A 21,609-nucleotide genomic window follows, 5' to 3' on the forward strand; every position below is an offset into this window, starting at 1 on the left:
TTTATTTAAGCACATGAATTTGGAATATAAAAAATACCTTTAGGAGATTGTGTAAAAATTTCGCACCCCTCATTTGTTACACCAATTGTATGTTCATACTGTGCGGTAAGAGATCGATCACGTGTAACAGCAGTCCATCCATCAGATAAAATTTTAACTTGTGGTTTTCCAAGATTAATCATTGGCTCAATTGTGAACATCATACCTTGTTTTAACTCTATCCCTTTTCCAGGAGTTCCATAATGAAGAATATTGGGAGCATCATGAAAAAGCTGACCAATTCCATGTCCACAAAAATCTCTTACAACAGAGCACCGTTCAGATTCTGCATAGTTTTGAATGGCGGCACCAATATCACCTGTCGTTGCGCCTGGCTTGACAGCAGCAATTCCCCTCATAAGACTTTCATGTGTTATTTTTAGCAGCCGTTCTGCAGCACGTCTGATTTTTCCAACAGGATACATGCGGCTTGAGTCTCCATGCCAACCATCGAGAATAAAGGTTACATCAACATTTACGATATCGCCTTCTTGTAGAGTTCTTTTATTGGGAATACCATGGCATACAACATGATTAATGGATGTACAGCATGAATGTCCGTATCCATGATAATTGAGATCAGCAGGAAGTGCCCCCCGTTTGGCGCCAAAAATAAAGACAAAATCATCAATTTCTTGTGTTGTGATACCTGGTTTAATAATTTCTGTAAGTGCATCAAGGCATTCTGCAGCAATACGACCAACTTCCCGCATTTTCGAAAAAGCGTGTTCATCAAAAATGCGAATTTGTCCATTAGATTTTAAGGGGATTTTATTATATTCAATATAATCAGTCATTGCTTTTTCTGTTTTCTATTTTCACTCGACGAACCGGAAAAATGCCTTCTACACTTACGTGACATTTTACAGCATAAAACTCCACCCCAGATTCTAACGCTAAATTAAATTTACGTCCATAGGTTGGATCAAGATCGTGGCAGATTGTAAAGGCTGAACAATCTTCTCGTTGAATTATATAAAGCATAACAGCTCGTTTTCCTTGTTGCACGATTTTTATAAGTTCTTCAAGATGACGTGTGCCACGCTTTGTTTCAGTGTCGGGAAATTCTGCTAATCCTTTCTGACGAATGAAATGGACATTTTTGATTTCTAGGTAACAATCGGGAAGGGTATCATCACGCAGAAGAAAGTCAATTCGTGATTGCGTACCATAACGTTGTTCTTTTAAGATTGTTTTGTATTGGCTTAGTTCGGGTAATAAGCCCTTTTGAATCGCTTCTAATGCAAGTTTGTTGGGCAAAGTCGTATTGATACCAACCAAAGTGTTATTTGTTTCAACAATTTCTAATTGATACGCATATTTTCGCTTGGAATTATTATGATATGAAAGCCAAATATTGGAGTTGGGAGTTGTCAACCCAAGCATCGATCCTGTATTGGGAACTGATACGGTAAAAATATGTTGATCGCTTTGTTTAACGTCAGCGAGAAAACGTTTATAACGACGAATAAGTTGTGCAGGAAAAAGTTTAGGAATAAAGAGCATATTCTTGTTTAGAATTTATAATTTCATCATTCAAGGCAAGGTAAGATCTGTAAATTTTGTACAGCATATTTTAAAAGACATTATTGATGCACATGATGCACAAAAATGTTAAAAACATGCAGAACATTTCTTCGCATCTTTTGCTTTTCTCATTCATGATCAGTTTTTTAGGCATGATTAATATCGTTTAGACCATTGTTAATTCTTTTAAAGATGCTATTTCATAATAAACTCTGAATGAAAAGATAATGTTAGCTATAATTTGCTATTAAAGGATTATTTTACTAATTATTTTCTAAAGTTACGTTCAAAAAACTGTAATAAGGGTATAATAATAGATACTTAGGTAGGATTGATGGCTGGAACCAATAGGAATCGCGAAAATTTGACAAATGGTCCCATTATTATTTTAGTCGAACCGCAATTGCCTGAAAATATTGGTATGGTAGCAAGGGCGATGGCAAATTTTGGACTCTCTAAGCTTCGGTTAGTAAAACCTCGAGAATCATTTCCAAATGAAAAAGCCAGAGCTGCTGCGAGTAAAGCAGATCATGTTATTGATAACACATTCATTTTTGGTACGTTGCGTGAGGCGATTGCAGATTTGCATTATATTTTTGCTACAACAGCGCGTGAAAGATGTGGTTTTAAAACTGTAAAAAGTGCTGTTGAAGCAGCAAATATCTTACGTCAGCGTGAAAATATTGGGCAGAAAACAGGTATTTTATTTGGAAGAGAACGGTGGGGATTAGAAAATGACGAGATAAGTCTTGTTGATGAAATCATCACTTTTCCCGTTAATCCTGCTTTTGCATCGCTCAATATTGCACAAGCAGTCTTGCTTATGTCTTATGAATGGATGAAATCAGGTTTGGAGGAAATGAGCGATACGGCTTTTCGTGCAGTAGAAATGGAGCCAGCTAATAAAGCGACATTCCATGGTTTTTTATCTCAATTGGAAAATGCTTTAGACATTCGTGGATATTTTAGACCCAAAGAGCGTAAAGAAGTGATGCTAGCAAATTTGCGTTCTGTTTTTACACGTGCCAATTTTAGCGAGTCTGAAGTTCGTTTGCTACGAGGGGTTGTCTCTTCATTGGATCATTTCTCACCTGAACTTCCACGGGGAAGTGGTGCGCCTGTAGGTCGTGGTCGTAAAAACATAAAAACAAGTGTGAAAACGAATGGATGAGCAGCCTATTCTTTTTTTTGATAGTGGTATTGGCGGTTTAACAGTGTTGAGAGAAGTGCGCACTCTTATTCCTCATCAGCAATTTATTTATGTTGCCGATGACGCAGGCTTTCCTTATGGAAGTTGGGAAGAAAATGTTTTGAAAAATCGTATTGCTAAAATTTTTACAAATCTTTTAACACGTTATAACCCTGCTTTATGTGTGATCGCTTGTAATACAGTTTCAACATTAATGATGGCAGATTTGCGACAAAAGTTTCCTAAAATGCTTTTTGTTGGGACAGTTCCTGCAATTAAAACAGCCGCTGAACAAACAAAATCTGGTTATATTTCAGTTTTAGCCACTCCTGGGACAGTGAAGCGTACTTATACGCAAGAACTTATCAACTCTTTTGCTGATCAGTGCCATGTTCAGCTTGTGGGGAGTGAAAAACTTGCTGGATTTGCTGAAGATTATTTACGTGGAGAATCTATCGATTTGGAAAAATTACGCCAAGAAATCCTTCCCTGCTTTGTTCAGAAAAATGGTAAATATACCGATGTCATTGTTTTGGCTTGTACACATTATCCTTTTTTGATTCATTTATTTCGTGAACAAGCTTTATGGCCGGTTGAATGGATCGATTCGGCAAAAGCTATAGCCAAACACACAAAATCATTATTACCGGAAAGAGTGTATTCAAAAAACATAAAGAATCATAAGGATTTTGCATTGCTTACATCGCAAAATATGACTTCTTCGACAAAAAACTTGTTAAAAGGATTTGGCTTAAATGAGATGAAAAGAGTTGACTTTGAAATACAAGATCAATAAAGTTGCGCCAGCTTTTTCTTTTAAAGAAATGGTGTTAATTGACGTGTCCCGTGGATAGCTTTGCATTTTATGTTAAGGGTATTCTGTCAGTCTTTGTATTTGAAGGCAGAGGAGGGCGCGTTTCCTTATAATCTCGCTCGTGGGATTTTGTTTTTTATTTTAAAGGAAATGCGATGAGTAAACGCGAAACAACGAAATATAAAATTGACCGCCGTATGGGGGAGAATATTTGGGGTCGTCCAAAGTCTCCTGTTAATCGCCGTGATTACGGACCTGGTCAGCATGGACAACGCCGTAAAGGAAAGTTGTCTGACTATGGTGTACAATTGCGTGCTAAGCAGAAGTTAAAAGGATTTTACGGTGATATTTCAGAGAAACAATTCCGTAAAACTTATGAAGAAGCTGCTCGTCGACGTGGTGATACGGGTGAAAATCTTATCGGACTTCTAGAGTCGCGTTTGGATGCAGTTGTTTACCGTGCGAAATTTGTTCCTACGATTTTTGCTTCTCGTCAATTTATCAATCACGGTCATGTGAAAGTGAATGGGCGGCGTACAAATATTCAATCATACTGTTGTAAACCAGGTGATGTTATTGAGGTTCGTGAAAAATCGAAGCAGCTTGTTTTGGTTTTGGAATCTGTGCAGCTGGCAGAACGTGATGTGCCTGAATATATTGAAGCAGATCATAATCAGATGAAAGCGACATTTACGCGGGTTCCTGCTTTTGCAGATGTTCCTTATGCTGTACAAATGGAACCTAACTTGGTTGTTGAGTTTTATTCTCGCTGAGTTTTATGGGAGTATCGCTCTCTTCATTTTTTTATATGCTCTAAGATTATTATTTTGTAGTCTTTGAAGCTAACAAATGGTTACTCCGAATGGTGCTATATTGAATTTTTTGTTATATTTTATAACAACATCATTTGTATAGCTCCGTTTTTTGTCTTTTACATAGATCAATGGGGCATCAGTCTGAACTGCGTTATGTCTGTTATGAAGCTCTGGCTTTCTTGCAAAACAATCTCTTTATTGTGCAGGATTATGATCTTATGAAGAAAGTTTCAGTTCAAGATTAGACAATGGAAAAGAATGTAGAGAGAACTGATCCTTTGGTGAAAGAAATTGATGATTGTCATCCTATATTTCGTGGTGCGCCTTCAACTGTAGAGTTTAATAAATTGCGCAAACGGCTTTTGCGTCATATACGGCAAGCATTGGATGATTTTTCGATGCTTTCTTCAGGAAAAAAGTGGCTCATTGCTTTGTCAGGTGGAAAAGATTCTTATGGTTTATTAGCGCTTCTTTTAGATTTAAAATGGCGTGGTCTTTTACCTGTTGAAATTTTAGCCTGTAATCTTGATCAAGGACAACCAGGTTTTCCAAAACATATTCTTCCAGACTTTTTAAGTTCTTATCAAATTCCTTATCGCATCGAATATCAAGATACTTATTCCGTTGTTATAGATAAATTATCACAGACACAAACATATTGTTCACTTTGTTCTCGATTGCGACGTGGTCATTTATATCGTATTGCTCGCGAAGAGGGATGTTCTGCCCTTGTTCTAGGGCATCATCGTGATGATGTTCTAGAAACGTTTTTTATGAACCTGTTTCATGGTGGCAGGTTAGCCGCCATGCCTGGAAAGCTTATCAATGACGAAGGAGATCTTTTTGTTTTGCGTCCTCTTGTTTACGCGGCGGAGGAAGATATGGAAAAATTTTCTCAAGTAATGCAATTCCCTATCATTCCTTGCAATCTTTGTGGCAGTCAGGAGGGTTTACAACGCAATGTAATGAAAGAAATGCTAAAATATATAGAGAGAAAAATGCCAGGACGTAAAGACACTATGATTCGTGCCTTAACCAATGTACGTCCAAGCCATTTACTTGATAAAAAAATTTTTGATTTTGAAAATTTCTAAAAATCAATATTCATTAAATGCAGTTTTTTATAATTTTAAACTGCAATTCCATAAAGATCATAAGCATCTGATTGTTCTATTTTTACGGTGACAAATTCACCAACACGCTTTGGCAGCCGTGAGGTTATATGCACAACACCATCGACTTCTGGTGCATCATATTGGCTACGACCTTTAGCAACTTTTCCTTGACTTTCATCGATAAGAACTTGGAGTCTTTTTCCGACTTTTTTCTTTAAAAGACGCGTAGAGATTTGCTGTTGTTTTGCCATAAAGCGATGCCAACGATTTTCTTTTATTTCTTCAGAAATTTTTTCTAGTCCTAAATTATTTGCGGCCGCTCCCTTTACTTCTTCATATTTAAAGCAGCCAGCGCGTTCAATTTTTGCTTCTTCTAACCATTCAAGAAGTATATTGAAATCTTCATTTGTTTCCCCTGGAAAACCGACAATAAAGGTTGATCGTAAGGTCAGATCTGGACAAATTTCTCTCCATTTTTCAATTCTACGGTTTGTTTTTTCCATAAAAGCAGGACGTTTCATATTGCGTAAAACAGTCGGTGAGGCATGTTGAAAAGGAATATCTAGATAGGGAAGAATTTTTCCTTCTGCCATAAGTTCAATAATTTCATCAACATGCGGGTAAGGATAAACATAATGCATGCGTATCCAAATCCCCATCTCTCCTAGTTCGCGACAAAGATCAAAAAATTTTGTTTTTACTGTACGATTTTTCCAGGAGTTTTCGAGATATTTAAGATCAATACCATAAGCACTCGTATCTTGTGAGATGACTAAAAGCTCTTTTACACCTGCCTGTACAAGTTTTTCAGCTTCGCGAAGAACATCATTGATAGGACGTGAGGTAAGATTACCACGAAGAGTAGGGATAATACAAAAGCTACATCGATTAGAACAGCCTTCAGAAATTTTTAAGTAGGCATAATGGCGTGGTGTTAGGCGAATACCTTGCGAGGGAACGAGATCAACAAAAGGATCATGAACGGGGGGAACGGCCGTATGAACAGCTTGTATAACACTTTCATAGGCTTGTGGTCCTGTAATCGCCAATACATGAGGATGTGCTTGTTGAATGATAGCAGGATCAGAACCAAGACATCCAGTGACAATAACTTTTCCATTTTCTTTAAGGGCTTTATCAATATTGGCTAATGATTCATTTCGTGCCGAATCAAGAAAACCACATGTATTCACAATGACAAGATCAGCACCTTGATGTTTGTGTGAGATTTCATAACCTTCAGACCGAAGTTTTGTAATAATTCGCTCAGAATCGACCAATGCTTTTGGACATCCAAGAGAAACAAAACTAATGCGAGGTACTGCCATGATGAATCCTAAAATTTTATACTTATGAGATTAAATTTATTTTCTGTCTTACTTTATAAAGTAAAAAGACTCTTTATCTTTAATCTATATACAAGATAATTTTTTATAAAGTTATTATTTTCTATAATTTATTCACGAATATATCATGTCTTATTCATGTAAGTGGCACAATAACCAAAATACCAAATATTTTTACTGCTAAATTATTTCTTATTGAATGTATGAGAAGCGCTCAAAAATTTTAGTATTTACGAATAAGCCCAATAAGTTTTCCTTGTATTTGTATACGCTCAGATCCGTATACACGTGTTTCATAATGAGGATTTGCGGCTTCTAATACAATAGAAGTTCCTTGGCGCCGATAACGTTTTAAAGTTGCTTCTTCTTGATCAATACATGCAATAACAATTTCACCTGATATTGCTGTATTTTGGCGTTTAATAATTATAGTATCTTTATCAAAAATACCGGCTTCGATCATAGAATCATCTTTGACTTCTAAAGCATAGTGCTCACCGGAGTTAATCATATCTTGTGGGATGGAAAGTAGATTTGTTTGCTGCAATATAGCAGAGATAGGTATTCCTGTAGCAATGCGTCCCATAATAGGGATAGTAATATTTGCTTTTTCTTCTTCCTCAAGATTATCAAAATTGCTAAAGTTTTTTGATTTTCCTCTTTTATTTTTCTCCATTATGCTAGGAGCAATTTTACGCGCTAAAGAAAGATTAAATGTTATTTTCTCGGGAAGACGAAGCACCTCAATTGCGCGCGCACGATTGGGTAAACGGCGTATAAAGCCTCGTTGTTCTAAAGCAATAATAAGCTTATGAATGCCCGATTTTGAAGAAAGGCCTGATGCAGTTTTCATTTCATCAAAGGAGGGGGAAATGCCAGTTTCTTTTATATGATTGTAAATGAACAAAAGTAGCTCATATTGTTTACACGTTAACATCTACTCTTCCAATCAAAAAGAAAGAAAAATGTAAGATGGAATCAATGATTTAAAAATATTTTTTTGAATTTAATCAACATATTTCCTTCATCTTCTTGATTCTACAAATAAAATAATTATCTATGTCACTGTACTAAGACATATTATATCTTATAATATAGTGAGTATAATTATATTTCTCTAGCTATATTAGCATCTATAAGACAATAATTTTAATATATTTTGTTCATCTTTGATGATGATTAATTTATTTAAATTCAATATTCAATTTTGTATTTTGTCTAAATAAAGAGTTCTTTGTCTCTTCAAAGAAAGGTGTGTTCCCTTGTCGTTTCTATCATGAAAGACTTGATGAAACAGATTTTTTACGATTTTAACAGCGACTGTATTTCAATACGTCCTTGAAATCATTTCATATGTTATTTTCTTTATTTCTATAGAATCATAAACTTCCAGTATATGGCTATGATGCATTATAAAAGTTATGCTTTATATTACAGGGAGAGTGCTGACGCCTCTCTATAAATACTACAGTAACCATCATTTCGAATAAATCTATCTTTTTACTCTACTCTTTAGATGAAAAAACGGTCCATGCTATTTGGCTTTTTTGTTTTTCCCGTCATTTTGAAGACTCGTTATTTGTATTCTAAAATCTATGAAACATTCTTTTATTCCAGCTCTAAAAGGGAAAAATTTGAATACACCATGATGAAGAAATGAAAAAAGATAGAAAAATATTGATAACTAGAATAAATAATCATATTTTTTCTCGAAAGGTGTTGACCAAATGAAAAGTCAACCGTATGTTTCATTCACTTTCTGCAAACGGAATGACGTGTTTGGGAGCGCGTAGCTCAGTTGGTAGAGCAACTGACTTTTAATCAGTAGGTCCAGGGTTCGAATCCCTGCGCGCTCACCAGAGTTTTTTAAGTCTTTGAATCAAAGACTTTAAGGTTCTTTCTAGGCAGTATCAAAATTTCCCGAAAAACAATTCACAACTGTTGAAACGTACTCTATTACTCAAATCTTTTCCAAGTTAATCGGATGTAGCTTGTCATCAGGTTTTGCAGCAATTCATTTTTAAAATTCACGCCTTTTTAAAAAAATTAAAGAGGTTTTCAAAGGGTCTTCAAAGGGCGTTTTAAGATGCATAATTTTGGGTGAGAGCCTCTTGGATTTTTTCTAAGATATTACGATTATCTTCTCTCTTCCAGATTGCTAAAGCGTGTAAAATCGGATTGAAAGGCAAGAGGAACGACGCCTGTCGGACCATGACGTTGTTTGGCTATAATAACCTCAGCTTTGCCCCTGGCTTTCTCCATTGTCTCTTGCCATTTACTATACTCAAGGGAGCCTTCTTTGGGTGCTTCATTTTTGAGATAATATTCTCCGCGATAAACAAACAGCACAATATCGGCATCTTGTTCATGGAGTGATTTTTTTTGGCACGTCCTGAAAAAGAACCAAAAACACTATTGGCAAAACGATTACGTGAAATACGGCATACCCTTGGTTTCACGGAGCGAAGGCAATTTGCTAAACATTTTGATATTCCCGAAACGACTATGCGCAATTATGAAACGGGTTTACGAGAACCCCCTGCATCTATACTGCAAATATATAAAAATCGTTGTGGAATCTCCTTAGATTGGCTCGTTACTGGTGAAGGTGAAATGTTTAGTGACATGGCAAAAGCGAAAGCTGCAGGCTTTAAAGCACCTACCATTCCTACTGGACTCATGAAAAAACTCGGTCGCGTAGCTTATACAACCTATCGCGATGTAAATGTAAAACTCTCTCCTGAAGATATAGCGGAATTAGCGGCAGAGCTTTATAAAAAGTTACAAGAGCTTGTTCAAAACATAAACGGCACGGAAGAAGTTGGAACTTACTTTGCCTCTTCTAAAATTGCATTTAAAGCATCAAATAGAAGCTGAAAAAGCACATCTAGTAACTACACAAGATACGGCTTAATGCCACCCTAAAATCAAAAATCAAAGTGGAAATCTTTTTACATTAAGTATTTAATATAATACATTGATAAACAATGTTTTTAAATCAATTTTTAGAGATTTCCACGTATATATGGAAATCTTTTTTGCTTTTTGGGTCATTTTTGGTTGATTTTAGAGTCCATTGAACTTTTGGATTGATTTTTTTCAAAGGGTCTTCAAAGCTGGTTCTCTGGGCTTTCACAGACTTTTTAAAAATCTTCAAAGGGTTTTCAAAGATCTTTCAAAGCCTTTTCTCATTTTTGCTACAAAATCGTAACTTTTACCATTTTTCGCATTTTTTCCAATTTTAGCTGTCAAAATCTATTTTGAAAACGCGCATTTAATGGTAAAAATTGTACGTAAAAACAACAAATTACCACCTATTCCTAACTAATTCCACCTCTTCCCACTTACTGCAAAACCTACTGTCAAACTACATCGGAGCATTCTCAGGTTATGCAGAATCAGTACACTTATTCACAGTTTATATTGTAATGTTATTTTTTATATAACCATTTGATATAATTATACTTTTATTCTCTATGATATCTGTTTTCATGCATTTATATCTTATTATAGGAAATAAAAAGGTTAACATTGTGTTAATTTTATTGATAAAGAGCAAATTCATAAGGATATTGTGAGGGGAATCATTTGAAAATGCAAATTTTCCTATCGCGCTAAGTTGAAATACGGTGTGTTTTTTGTGGCAGATCTTGCGACAATACTCGATAGAAATATAGAGAGCTCACAAATGCTTTTAAACAGCAATAAAAAGTTTACTTCTATTCTTAACTTAACATTTCAATTTGTTTTTGTACTAGCTGTTTCTCAACTGTTGGTATCTTGTTGTTCTGGTAGAATAGCCCTTTTTGCCGTGAAAAATTTCTTGCATAAGGAAGAAAATGGCACAGAGACTGCTGTGACTCCTCAAAAAAACTCAAGCGAAAAGAAGCAAGCAAGAGAAAATAAGAAAAGGGGAGTTGTTGTTGGTAAACCTTACAAAATAAAAGGAAAGTGGTATTATCCCCAAAACGATCCAACCTATCAACGTATTGGAGAAGCATCATGGTATGGTTCAGATTTTCATGGGCATTTAACTGCTAATGGTGAGACCTATGATATGAATCTTTTGACTGCAGCACACCCTACGATGCCTTTACCCAGTTATGCGCGTGTTACAAACCTAAAGAATGGTTCTTCTATCATTGTGAGGGTAAATGATCGTGGTCCTTTTATGAAAGATCGAATCATTGATTTATCAAAACAGGCGGCAGAACTTCTTGGTTATGCGAGTGCAGGTATCGCAAATGTTAAGGTAGAGTATGTTTCTGAAGCACCTGTTGGCTATTATGATGGTGCTTATTTAATGGCTTCTTATACATCGGGGAATGGTACTTCGTCCTCATTCGCATTGGCGGGGCTTTCGAAAGAAAAAGGAGGACTTATGTTTGAAAAGTCTCATCCGGGGAGTCAAGAACACCTAGCTAAATCTCCTGTCGTAAAAAAGCAACTTGTCAAGGCTTTTCCAGTAAAACTGCCAGAAGTTGGTCCGTTTCTAGTTGATAAACCAGTATTGTTTGATCAATTGGCTTTTATAAATATCAACAAGCCAAACATATACGGTAAGAGTCAAACAAAACACTTTTAAAAAAGTGTTTTGTTTTAATCGTTTATAATTTTCAAACACTAGGTGAATTTAGAATTATTGCCGGCGATTCTTAAGACCATTAATTGTCGTTAAATTCTCAATAGGTTGAATTTATGTGTTGTTATGAAATGACAACGCATTGATTCGTAATGGTTTTTATCGTTTCTCACCTTGAATCACACCCCCGAATATTGTAAGATTCTCTCATCTCAAATCACTTTAATATTGGAATCAATTTTATTCACTTAGCTTTATGCCATAAGCGGGGTTGGCAGATGGGTAAAAATTACAGAAGAAAGAAGGAAAAATGGTTCTTATGAATCGTCTTAATGCAAGGGCTGTCGCAACATTGGGTGCTGGTAAATATAATAATGGTGCTGGCTTGTTACTTCCTAAGCGTAAAGATGGAGGTGCGCAATGGCTTTATCGCTATACAATTCACGGGCGCCGTCGTGAAATGATATAGTTCTTTTAAAAACGTTATTATGCTTTTCATACCAAAGAATAAATTATACGTGAGAAGAAAAAACAAAATATGCTGATATCTTTCTATGATACCGAAAAAAATAGAGAATTATTATAAATTTTGTGATGATTTTCACTTTTTGGAAATAAACAAATCTTTTCTTATATAAAAGGATTCTTTATGCTTATTCTATAAATATGGGAGAAGCGGCTATGCATATAGCAATAAGGGTTTTGTTTACCTTATTTTGGATATTCGCATTGAGTGGAGGGGGAAGAGCACAAGATTTTCAAACCTCTGCATCGCAATTGCGATTACTCGATAGTGAAACTGGTACAATACTTTTTGATAAGCAAAGTGATATTGCATTTTTTCCTGCTTCACTGGCAAAATTGATGACAGCTGAAGTTGTGTTTCATAAATTAAAAGAAGGATTATTAGACGGTACGCAAAAATTCAAAGTAAGTGAAAATGCTTGGCGTAAAGGTGGCGCACCTTCCGGTACAACCACCATGTTTGCAAAAATAAATACAGAAATTAGTGTTTCTGATCTTTTACGAGGTTTGATTATTGTCAATGGGAATGATGCGGCTATTGTTCTTGCTGAAGGAATATCAGGAAGTGAAGCTGATTTTGCAAAACTCATGAATCAGCGGGCTAAAACACTTGGACTGTTGAACAGTCATTTTGTTAATGCAACAGGGCTTCCTGAAGAGGGGCAGTTTGTGACATTGCGCGACATGATCACATTAGCGCGTTATATTGTTCGTGAATATCCTGATTATTATATGCTTTATCGTGAACCTTCTTTTACTTGGAATCATATTTTTCAACGTAATAAAAACCCTCTTCTTTCTAAAGGAATTGGTGTTGAAGGATTTGCTTTTGGCTACAGCCAAGAAGAAGGCTTTTCAATGATTGCTTCTGTTTATAAAAATCATCAACGTCTTTTTTTAGCAATAAATGGTTTGCAAAATAATAAAGGGCATACAAAAGAGATAGAACGTATTTTTCAATGGGGAATGACAGCTTTTGATCTTAAAACGATTTTTACAAAAGGAGAAAAAGTTGGGTCTGCTTCTGTCTATGGTGGAGCACAAAATTTTGTCTCTCTTATTGTTAAAGAACCTATAAATTTCATGCTTTTGAATGAAAGAAAAGTGAATGTTAAGGCAAGAATTAAATATCATGGTCCATTGAAAGCGCCCATTGTTTTGGGGCAACAAATTGGTGTTATTCAAATTGTAGAAGATAAAAGGGTTCTTCTCGAAAAACCGGTTTTTGCTGGAAATAATGTTCAAGAAGGAAGCTTCTTTACAAAAGCAAAAAATGCGTTTTATGAAATAACAATCGGATGGTTACGGAAATATTTGTAATATGTGCTAAATTAAAGGACGAAGTTTTATACGTGTCAGGTTATTTTATTACATTTGAAGGAGGGGAGGGAGCAGGAAAAACAACGCAAATTTCTTTGCTCGCTCAGTATCTTTGTAGCAAAGACTATGATGTTCTTACAACACGAGAACCAGGAGGAACGGCAGGTGCGGAAGCCATAAGGCATATTTTGTTATCAGGTCAAGTTCAACATTATGGACCTTTCATGGAAGCCGTTTTGTTTACTGCAGCACGGGCGGACCATGTGCAAGAAGTTATTATACCTTCTTTGCAAAAAGGCAAAGTCGTTTTATGTGATCGCTTTATCGATTCTACACGTGTTTATCAAGGACACAATGATAGGGTGTGTTCCTCTGTTCTTTCCGCTTTAGAATCTATTGCACTCAATGGGATAATGCCTCATCTCACGTTCTTACTCGATATACCAGCAACATATGGTATGGAACGTGCCAATCTACGAAGAAAAAAAACAGAGGTGGTTGATTATTTTGAAAGAAGTGAACTAAAAATTCAGGAACAAAGACGTCAAGCTTTTCTTCGGTTGGCAAAAAAAGAACCTCATAGATTTCGAGTCATTGATGCGACAGGTGCCGTGGAAGATGTTGCTCAACAAATAAAAGCTCTGTGTCATCAGATAATGTTGGATCAGTTTTCATGAGTGATGTAAATTTTTTACGCCAATATGATGATATTGAAACAGTTTTATCATCTTCACAGAACAATGTGATCTTTGGTCATGAGGCTGCTCGTCATTTTTTGGCGCAAATGCGCGAGGAGGGGCGTTTGCATCATGCGTTGTTATTTGAAGGAGACCATGGAATTGGAAAAGCGACATTAGCGTTTCATCTTGCTTGGAATATTTTAAGTTCTCAAAAAGGCAAATTGTTGCAACCAGAGTACAACTCCGTCACGTGGCGCCAAATGATGCAGGGAAGCCATCCTGGTCTTTTGCATATTTCACGTCGTTTTGATTTAAAGACGCAAAAGTTTAAAACAGGTGTACTCATCGATGATGTCCGCGATATTATGCATTTTTTGAACAAAACATCACAAGATGATGGGTGGCGTATTGTTATCATTGATTCTGCAGATGATATGAATAAAAGTGCAGCTAACGCAATTCTTAAAACCCTCGAGGAACCTCCTGCAAAAACTTTGTTCATTATCATCACACATTCTTTAGGGCGATTACTTCCAACAATTCGTTCACGTTGCCAACAGATTTCTTTGCGACCATTGCGTGATGATGAAATGAAACAAGTTATTACACATATTTTTTCTGATCAGTTTCTCCCTGATGAAAAAATGATTGAAATGGTTATTCAAAGATCCAAAGGAAGTCCTCGAAAAGCTGCTTTACTTCTTTGCCACGGTGGACTTGAAATGGTTAAAACCGTTGATGCTCTTTTAAAGGAACCTGTGTGCAATCCAGCTATCATACATACTCTTGCGCAAACACTTTCCTCTCTTTCTTCCACCATCCAATTTCAACAATTTTGTGATGAAGTTCTTGATAAAATTCAAAAAAGATCTATTATGCTTATTGAGAGTGGAAATGTATCTCTTTCGAAAAAATGTGCACAAGCATGGTCAGAGATTCATCAAAAAATAGGGGAAACACAATCATTTAATCTCGATAAAAAACAATTCATTATTAATCTGCTTTTTAGAGTTCATAAGATCATTCATGAGGATGAGCTTTTTCCGTGACAATGTAATTAACAGACGTTATGTCATTGTATCTTTTATTGCATTTTTTTCATAACGAGTCTGACATGCGTGATACATATTACATAACAACTCCCATTTTTTATCCTAATGGCACTCCCCATATTGGACATGCTTATAGTGCTATTGCAAGTGATGTTTTGGCCCGCTTTCAACGGTTAGATGGCAAAGATGTTTTTTTTCTATCTGGTACGGATGAACACGGTTTAAAAATGCAACAAACAGCAGCAGCATTAGGCATGACACCTAAACAACTAGCAGATCGTAATAGTGCTGAATTTCAGACAATGCTTACAATTTTAAATTGTTCTCATGATGATTTCATTCGCACAACAGAAGAGCGCCATTATAAAACTTGCCAAAAAATTTGGAAAACGATGGAAGAGAATGGTGATATTTATCTCGGCCGTTATAGTGGGTGGTATTCTGTTCGGCAAGAAGCATATTACGAAGAAGAAAATACCGAAGTTGGAGAGGACAATATTCGCCGTGAGAAGGAGTTAGGTTCTCCCGTTGAATGGAACGAAGAAGAAAGTTATTTCTTTAAACTTTCGCGTTATGAAAAAGCTCTTCTTGCACATTATGAGAAACACCCTGACTTTATTGCTCCTGTTGAACGGCGTAACGAAGTTATAAGTTTTGTTAAATCAGGTTTAAAAGACATTTCTATTTCACGAACAAGTTTTAATTGGGGGATTCCTGTTCCAGGAGATCCAAAGCATGTGATGTATGTCTGGGTTGATGCACTGACAAATTACCTTTCAGCCATTGGATTTTTTGAAGAAAATTCAAAAAAACGTAACTTTTGGCCTGCTAGTGTGCATATCATTGGTAAAGATATTCTTCGTTTTCATGCGGTCTATTGGCCAGCTTTTTTAATGTCTGCTGGAATTGAATTGCCTGAACACATTTTTTCTCATGGTTTTTTACTCAATCGTGGTGCAAAAATGTCAAAGTCCGTTGGAAATGTTGTTGATCCTTTTGAAATGGTTGATCACTATGGTCTTGATCAGGTTCGTTATTTTCTTCTTCGTGAAATGCCATTTGGACAAGATGGCAGTTACAGCCATGAAAGCTTGGTAAATCGCATTAATGCCGATCTTGCTAATGATCTTGGGAATTTAGCACAGCGGTCTTTATCAATGATTGCTAAAAATTGTGATGCAAAAGTCCCTCTTCCATCACCCATTTTAATTCAAGATGAACAGTTATTAGAAAAGTCTTTTCAAACGCTTGAAGTTGTACGCCAAGCTATGGTTTCTCACGGAATTCATTTAGCGCTTTCAGCGATCTTTTCGCTCGTAGCAGACGCTAACCGTTATTTTGCAAGCGAAGAACCTTGGTATTTGCGGAAAAATAACCCAGAGAGATTTCGTACAGTTCTTTACATAACGCTAGAAATTTTGCGGAGAATAGGGATTATGTTGTTACCTTTTATGCCACAATCAGCAGCAAAACTTCTTGATAGTCTTGCTATTTCTGAAGATGAGCGGTACTTACACCACATAGAAAATTCAAAGATTCAAGAGGGAGTTCATCTTCCAATTCCAGAGCCAATCTTTCCTCGTTATATTTTAAAGGATGATTCTCATCATGTTGATTGATACACATTGTCATCTCGATTTTGAGGACTTTGAACAAGATTTAGATAGTGTTATCCAACGCGCTCTAGATGCTGATGTTAAACGTATGATAACAATTTCAACGCATGTTCGGAAATTAGATAGGCTTTTAGCAATTACACAAACTTATGATCAGGTCTTTTGTTCTGTGGGTACGCATCCCAACCACGCTCATGAAGAGCAAAATATTACAGCTGAAGAACTTATTCATCTTTCAAAGCATCCTAAAATTGTGGCATTTGGAGAAGTTGGTCTTGATTATTATTATGATTATTCTTCACCAGAAGAGCAAAGGAAAGTTTTTCAAGAACATATTATTGCCTCTCGAGAAACACAGCTTCCCCTTGTTATTCATTCACGTAATGCTGATTTAGATATGGAAGGCATATTACGTGAACAGATAAAAGAGGGCGCTTTTCCCTTTATACTTCATTGTTATTCATCTGGAGAAAAGCTTGCTCGTGCTGGTATTGAACTTGGTGGTTCTCTTTCTTTTTCGGGTATTCTTACTTTTAAAAATGCCCGTGAAATTCGTGAAATAGCAAAAATTGTGCCTCATGAACGTTTACTAGTTGAAACGGATGCACCGTTTTTAGCTCCTGTTCCTCATCGAGGTAAAATAAATGAACCCTCTTTTGTGCCCTATACCGCTGCTGTTTTGGCTGAAACGATTGGTTTAACTCTTGAAGAAATAGCGCAAACAACAACGCAAAATGCTTTTCGTTTGTTTAGTAAAATGAAATAAGGCAAAAATTATGTGTGATCGGTATCGATTTACGATATTAGGCTGTGGTTCTTCTCCGGGGGTCCCTCGTCCTAATGGTGATTGGGGCGCATGTAATCCAAATAATCCTAAAAATAAACGCTACAGAAGTTCCTTATTAGTTGAACGCATTCATGATTCAGATAAAAAAACAACAGTTGTTATTGATACTGGTCCGGATTTTCGGTCACAAATGATTGGTGCGCACGTGAAACATCTTGATGCTGCACTTTATACGCATTTTCATGCGGATCATATTCACGGTATTGATGATTTACGTAGCTATGCACTTGCACAAAAAAGTTTAATCGATATTTATGCAGATAGGTCTACATTAGAACACCTGAAGAGTGCTTTTGGATATTGTTTTCAAACACCAAAAGGCTCGTCCTATTCACCCATTTTAAAAGCGCATCTTATTAACGAAGATAGCCAATTTATTATTCAAGGGCAGGGTGGGGAGATAACCATCAAAACACATTTGCAATTTCATGGCACTATCAATTCCTTAGGTTTTCGTATTGGCAATGTTGCTTATTGTACCGATGTTAGTCAATTTCCTGAAAAAACATTACCAAAATTAATGGGTTTAGACGTTTTAATTATTGAAGCTCTTCAGTTTGAAGTGCACCCAAATCATTTTTGCGTTGATCAAGCATTAGAGTGGATAAAATATTTAAACCCCAAACAAGCCATACTCACACATATGGATAGATCGCTTGATTATGACAAAGTTGTAAATTACGTCCCATCATATGTTAAGCCTGCATACCAAGGTCTTATTTTTGAAACAGATATATCAATCTAATAATCAAATATTTTTTGTTAATTAAGAAATTATGTTCTTTTTAGCCTCGCTCCTTTGTTATATTAAAATGGGGAACTTTTATGGTTATTTATTTAAAGCGGGTAACATGTATCCTGATTTTAGCGATTTCTTTGTCAGCATGTGGGTGGAGGGCGTTCAGAAAAGAATATTTCAGTTACAACAGCATATGACGGAGCAATGAATTGTGCTAGCATTCAACGCGAGTTATCTCGCTAATAAACGTCAGATTCATGATACAGTTCTAGAGCGTTCCAGAGCAAGAGGTAAAAACGTGGCTTTAACAGCAGCAGGTGTTGTATTTTTCCCTGCTTTATTTTTTATGGATGCAAAGTCAACTGAAAACCATGAAATTTCATCTTTTAAAAAACCGTAATGCTGTTTTGAGTGATTTCGCACGTATGAAGCGCTGTAAATTACAACAGTAATTTTTTATTTATTATATCTTATCTGTTCTTTGGCTTTAAGTAACATTGCTTAAAGCCAAATTTTTTGTATCTGGGGTGACATTTAGAACAGATATTTTAGTTATAACATTACAGAATAATGCAGAGAATTATGCTGATTTATAACGCTCCTGCAGAGTATTAGTGGGTATTATAAGTTATACTTTCTTGTTTTTGCTAAACATATAAAAGTAATAAGTTTTATATTTTAAAATAATTGTAATGATATTTTATATATAAAATACAGTAATTTTCTTATTGTTATATATTATAATATTATATGTATTTTGTATCTTATGTAATAAAATATAAAATACATTTTACATCAAATTTTTGACACAATTTTGTTATAAAAGCGACACATGTGATACATAGATGTAAACAAATTAAAATTTATATATCACATTATCGCATAATATATATTATGGAACTTTTTATTATAAATAATAAGGATATAATTCACATGATGATAATGGCTTTTTGGGGAACAATCGCATCACTACTATGGATATTTTCAGCACCCGCCGAAAGTCCTTGGCAGTTATGGTGGGTACCGTTTGTGTAAGAAACTCCTACGGTTTACAAGCAGAATAAATTCGGATTCTAAAATTATCATTCCGAATTTATTCTGTGCTTTCTCTTAAAAAAGATTATCATAATTTGCAGTATGATGAGAGTTAAAAATAATATTCCATGAAGCATGACTATAAATATTTTATAGTCGGAGGTAGAATATAAACTTATTATGGTAAGTGTTTCAGTAAAAGCTGCACTGCACCATAGAACAATTCCCCACAAAGAATACATCCAAATCCCAATTAATGCGATAGGATAAATAATAGCCAGTGAGACTGATAAAATCTGCCACTGCCATGGCATAAGATCAAAACGCCATAAAACTCCTGGAAATATCCCAACGAGACGTATCCAATAAAAAACACTCAACCCTAAACAAATAAGTGCTAAAAATCGTAAATAAAATCTATAAACTAAATTGATTTTTGAAAACTGCTTTTGAGGCTTTTTTATCAAAATAACAATTCCTTCTCAACAGGTTGAAAGTAAGAATCTACCATTTCATCTGTTACATTTGAAAGTTTATCTGGCTGCCATTTTGGTGCTTTATCCTTATCAATTAACATTGCACGTACACCTTCATGAAAATCATGTGAATTAACCATATGGTGTGCAATACGATTTTCAATTTTTATAGAATCTTCCAAAGTTTGAAGTCGTTTTTGCTTCATTTGTTTCCAAATAACCTTCAAACTTGTCGGAGAACGTAATTGCAAAATATCATAACACTCTTTCGCAAATAAAAATCCTTCATGACTTTTTCGATAAAGGAACTCTATACATTCTTCTAAACTGTGTAACTGAAAACAGATTCTTATGAAATCGCGTATTTCTTGGCTTGTTTCATAGTCTTTTGTTATAGCTCGTTCTTTTAAAGCTAATGTAGGACTTCCCTCCTCAATAATAGCTTTTCTCACAATATCTAATTCAGCCTCAGAAACCGCATGCGTTGCCAGTCCTAAGCGTAAACAATCTCCCCATTTTATGCGTGCTCCTGTCAATGCAAGATAAATACCAAAATGATCGGGAAGAGGTGGTAAGAAAAAACTTGAGCCAACATCTGGAAAAAATCCAATAGCACTTTCTGGCATAGCAAAAAGTGTGTTTTCTGTAACAATTCGATGTGATCCGTATAGAGAAATGCCGACCCCTCCTCCCATCCAAATACCATTTAAGAAAGAAATATACGGTTTTGGGAAGCGGCTAATATACGCATTTAGGCTATACTCATCGCTAAAATATTGGTAGGAAGAGGGACTTCGTCCCATATGGTAAATTTCGACAATATCTCCACCCGCACAAAAGGCTCGCCCCTCCCCTTCAACTAAGATGCAAGAAATATCATCATCTGTTTCCCATGTGCTGAGAGCCTTCTTTAAAGCATAAACCATTCGGTGGTTAAGGGCATTTAATGCTGAAGGACGTGTAAGCTTAATAATGCCTGCATGTCCTTCTTTTGTAAAAGAAATATCACCATCCGCACCAAAGTCAATGTGCATTTTATAGTCTTCCCAATGTCATTATTGTATTCTTTTTTATATTTTTTTCACTCCCAATTGAGGAAATAATTGCATGATAGCACCAATACAATACACATAAATACCCGTTACTGAAATACCTATTTTAACCCAAAGTGGAGCATCCAGTTGGTAAAAAAATGCAACAATGCCAAAAGCGCACCATAAAAGAAAAATTGAAAAATTAAGTTTACGCAAACGAATAACTCTTACGGGATGAATAAAATAAATGGGTAAAAAAGAGATGATAGCGGATAAAACAATAATAGTAAAAGTGATCCACTCTCCTGGCTTCACTACAAAAATCATAAAGACCATCATGTTCCAAACTACGGGAAAACCTTTAAAAAAGTTCTCTTTGGTTTTCATGCCAGTATCTGCGTAATAAATAGCTGATGAAATAACAATGATAGCACTTAATAAAAACGATAACCCTGGACCTGTTAAACCACTTTGATAAAGTGCAAAAGCTGGAATTAAGACATAAGTGACGTAATCAATAATATTATCTAAAAGTTCTCCAGACCACGTTGGTAGCACATATTTGACATCAAGTTTACGTGCAATTGGCCCATCGATGCCATCAACAAGAAGTGCAAAACCGAGCCAACAAAACATGGCAGTCCATTCTTTTTGAGAGGCTGATATAAGAGAAAGAAATGCTAAAAATGAACCAGACGCTGTTAATAAGTGAACAGAAAAAGCCTTTGTTTGTGGCATTGTCACTTTTTTATGGCGTAATAGATCAGCATTGGTTTTAATTTTTTTTGTTAACTTACGTTTCAAAGTTTTGTTATCCTTGTGTTTAGAATCTTCATTCATCTATTAGAGCGCCATTTT

General features: G+C 35.7%; 18 protein-coding genes, 1 tRNA gene and 4 pseudogenes. 15 read left to right on the forward strand and 8 right to left on the reverse strand.

Annotated features, from left to right (window positions below; translation table 11 throughout):
• Window positions 1-5: 5 nt before the first annotated feature.
• A complete protein-coding gene (gene map, locus BN67_RS06360) occupies window positions 6-836 on the reverse strand; it encodes a type I methionyl aminopeptidase (protein ID WP_019223306.1) in 831 nt (276 codons plus the stop codon).
• Window positions 829-1,545 (reverse strand): DNA/RNA nuclease SfsA, encoded by a 717-nt coding sequence (sfsA, locus tag BN67_RS06365; RefSeq protein ID WP_019223307.1) that lies wholly within the window; start codon window positions 1,543-1,545, stop codon window positions 829-831. The genes map and sfsA overlap by 8 nt, the downstream gene beginning before the upstream one ends.
• 355 nt (window positions 1,546-1,900) lie before the next feature.
• Between sfsA and BN67_RS06375 the strand changes: the two genes are divergently transcribed.
• The 4 genes from BN67_RS06375 to ttcA all read left to right on the forward strand — a co-directional run bounded on the left by BN67_RS06375 (window position 1,901) and on the right by ttcA (window position 5,478).
• Complete coding sequence (locus BN67_RS06375; protein ID WP_019223309.1) at window positions 1,901-2,737, forward strand: RNA methyltransferase; 837 nt, start codon at window positions 1,901-1,903, stop codon at window positions 2,735-2,737.
• Window positions 2,730-3,551, forward strand: a complete 822-nt coding sequence (gene murI, locus BN67_RS06380; protein WP_019223310.1) for a glutamate racemase — start codon at window positions 2,730-2,732, stop codon at window positions 3,549-3,551. The genes BN67_RS06375 and murI overlap by 8 nt, the downstream gene beginning before the upstream one ends.
• A 173-nt stretch (window positions 3,552-3,724) precedes the next feature.
• Window positions 3,725-4,342, forward strand: a complete 618-nt coding sequence (rpsD, locus tag BN67_RS06385) for a 30S ribosomal protein S4 (protein ID WP_019223311.1) — start codon at window positions 3,725-3,727, stop codon at window positions 4,340-4,342.
• Between the two features lie 290 nt (window positions 4,343-4,632).
• The gene (gene ttcA / locus BN67_RS06395; protein ID WP_019223313.1) at window positions 4,633-5,478 is read left to right on the forward strand and encodes a tRNA 2-thiocytidine(32) synthetase TtcA; all 846 of its coding nucleotides are present in this window, start codon (window positions 4,633-4,635) and stop codon (window positions 5,476-5,478) included.
• Between the two features lie 35 nt (window positions 5,479-5,513).
• Here ttcA and rimO read toward each other — a convergent pair whose 3' ends face one another.
• Together rimO and lexA are read right to left on the reverse strand one after the other, a co-directional pair.
• Window positions 5,514-6,827, reverse strand: coding sequence for a 30S ribosomal protein S12 methylthiotransferase RimO (gene rimO, locus BN67_RS06400; protein ID WP_019223314.1), 1,314 nt, complete (start codon window positions 6,825-6,827; stop codon window positions 5,514-5,516).
• 241 nt (window positions 6,828-7,068) lie between these two features.
• Entirely contained in the window at window positions 7,069-7,782 is a 714-nt protein-coding gene (gene lexA / locus BN67_RS06405; protein WP_019223315.1) for a transcriptional repressor LexA, read from the reverse strand.
• 846 nt (window positions 7,783-8,628) lie between these two features.
• Here lexA and BN67_RS06410 point away from each other — a divergent pair.
• Window positions 8,629-8,704 (forward strand) — tRNA-Lys (locus BN67_RS06410).
• 277 nt (window positions 8,705-8,981) lie between these two features.
• Here BN67_RS06410 and BN67_RS06415 read toward each other — a convergent pair.
• Window positions 8,982-9,212 (reverse strand): annotated as a pseudogene (locus BN67_RS06415) (DnaB-like helicase C-terminal domain-containing protein); the annotation flags it as partial.
• 15 nt (window positions 9,213-9,227) lie between these two features.
• Between BN67_RS06415 and BN67_RS12765 the strand changes: the two are divergent.
• The 10 genes and pseudogenes from BN67_RS12765 to BN67_RS12770 all read left to right on the forward strand — a co-directional run bounded on the left by BN67_RS12765 (window position 9,228) and on the right by BN67_RS12770 (window position 18,658).
• Window positions 9,228-9,759: pseudogene (locus BN67_RS12765) on the forward strand (helix-turn-helix domain-containing protein).
• A 774-nt stretch (window positions 9,760-10,533) separates the two neighbouring features.
• Window positions 10,534-11,430 (forward strand): septal ring lytic transglycosylase RlpA family protein, encoded by an 897-nt coding sequence (locus BN67_RS06435; RefSeq protein WP_019223319.1) that lies wholly within the window; start codon window positions 10,534-10,536, stop codon window positions 11,428-11,430.
• A 307-nt stretch (window positions 11,431-11,737) separates the two neighbouring features.
• Window positions 11,738-11,890 (forward strand): annotated as a pseudogene (locus tag BN67_RS14205) (DUF4102 domain-containing protein); the annotation flags it as partial.
• 218 nt (window positions 11,891-12,108) lie between these two features.
• Entirely contained in the window at window positions 12,109-13,272 is a 1,164-nt protein-coding gene (locus BN67_RS06445) for a D-alanyl-D-alanine carboxypeptidase family protein (protein ID WP_026088198.1), read from the forward strand.
• A gap of 32 nt (window positions 13,273-13,304) precedes the next feature.
• The gene (gene tmk, locus BN67_RS06450; protein ID WP_019223322.1) at window positions 13,305-13,949 is read left to right on the forward strand and encodes a dTMP kinase; all 645 of its coding nucleotides are present in this window, start codon (window positions 13,305-13,307) and stop codon (window positions 13,947-13,949) included.
• Complete coding sequence (locus BN67_RS06455) at window positions 13,946-15,001, forward strand: DNA polymerase III subunit delta' (RefSeq protein ID WP_019223323.1); 1,056 nt, start codon at window positions 13,946-13,948, stop codon at window positions 14,999-15,001. Before tmk ends, BN67_RS06455 begins: the two co-directional genes overlap by 4 nt.
• Window positions 15,002-15,066: 65 nt before the next feature.
• A complete protein-coding gene (gene metG, locus BN67_RS06460) occupies window positions 15,067-16,623 on the forward strand; it encodes a methionine--tRNA ligase (protein WP_019223324.1) in 1,557 nt (518 codons plus the stop codon).
• Window positions 16,613-17,386: a TatD family hydrolase gene (locus tag BN67_RS06465; RefSeq protein ID WP_019223325.1), complete on the forward strand. Its 774-nt coding sequence runs from the start codon at window positions 16,613-16,615 to the stop codon at window positions 17,384-17,386. The genes metG and BN67_RS06465 overlap by 11 nt, the downstream gene beginning before the upstream one ends.
• 10 nt (window positions 17,387-17,396) lie before the next feature.
• The gene (locus BN67_RS06470) at window positions 17,397-18,212 is read left to right on the forward strand and encodes an MBL fold metallo-hydrolase (protein ID WP_019223326.1); all 816 of its coding nucleotides are present in this window, start codon (window positions 17,397-17,399) and stop codon (window positions 18,210-18,212) included.
• 80 nt (window positions 18,213-18,292) lie between these two features.
• A pseudogene (locus tag BN67_RS12770) lies at window positions 18,293-18,658 on the forward strand (hypothetical protein).
• 630 nt (window positions 18,659-19,288) lie between these two features.
• Here the strand turns inward: BN67_RS12770 and BN67_RS06490 are convergent.
• From BN67_RS06490 to pcsA, 3 genes are read right to left on the reverse strand one after another with little or no spacing between them, the layout of a single operon-like run.
• Complete coding sequence (locus BN67_RS06490; RefSeq protein ID WP_019223330.1) at window positions 19,289-19,708, reverse strand: DUF6163 family protein; 420 nt, start codon at window positions 19,706-19,708, stop codon at window positions 19,289-19,291.
• Window positions 19,705-20,751, reverse strand: a complete 1,047-nt coding sequence (locus BN67_RS06495) for an enoyl-CoA hydratase/isomerase family protein (protein WP_019223331.1) — start codon at window positions 20,749-20,751, stop codon at window positions 19,705-19,707. The genes BN67_RS06490 and BN67_RS06495 overlap by 4 nt, the downstream gene beginning before the upstream one ends.
• 36 nt (window positions 20,752-20,787) lie before the next feature.
• Entirely contained in the window at window positions 20,788-21,591 is an 804-nt protein-coding gene (gene pcsA, locus BN67_RS06500) for a phosphatidylcholine synthase (RefSeq protein WP_019223332.1), read from the reverse strand.
• Window positions 21,592-21,609 lie beyond the last annotated feature (18 nt).

The sequence above is a fragment of the Bartonella rattaustraliani AUST/NH4 genome, assembly GCF_000312565.1.
Taxonomy (GTDB): Bacteria; Pseudomonadota; Alphaproteobacteria; order Rhizobiales; family Rhizobiaceae; genus Bartonella; species Bartonella rattaustraliani.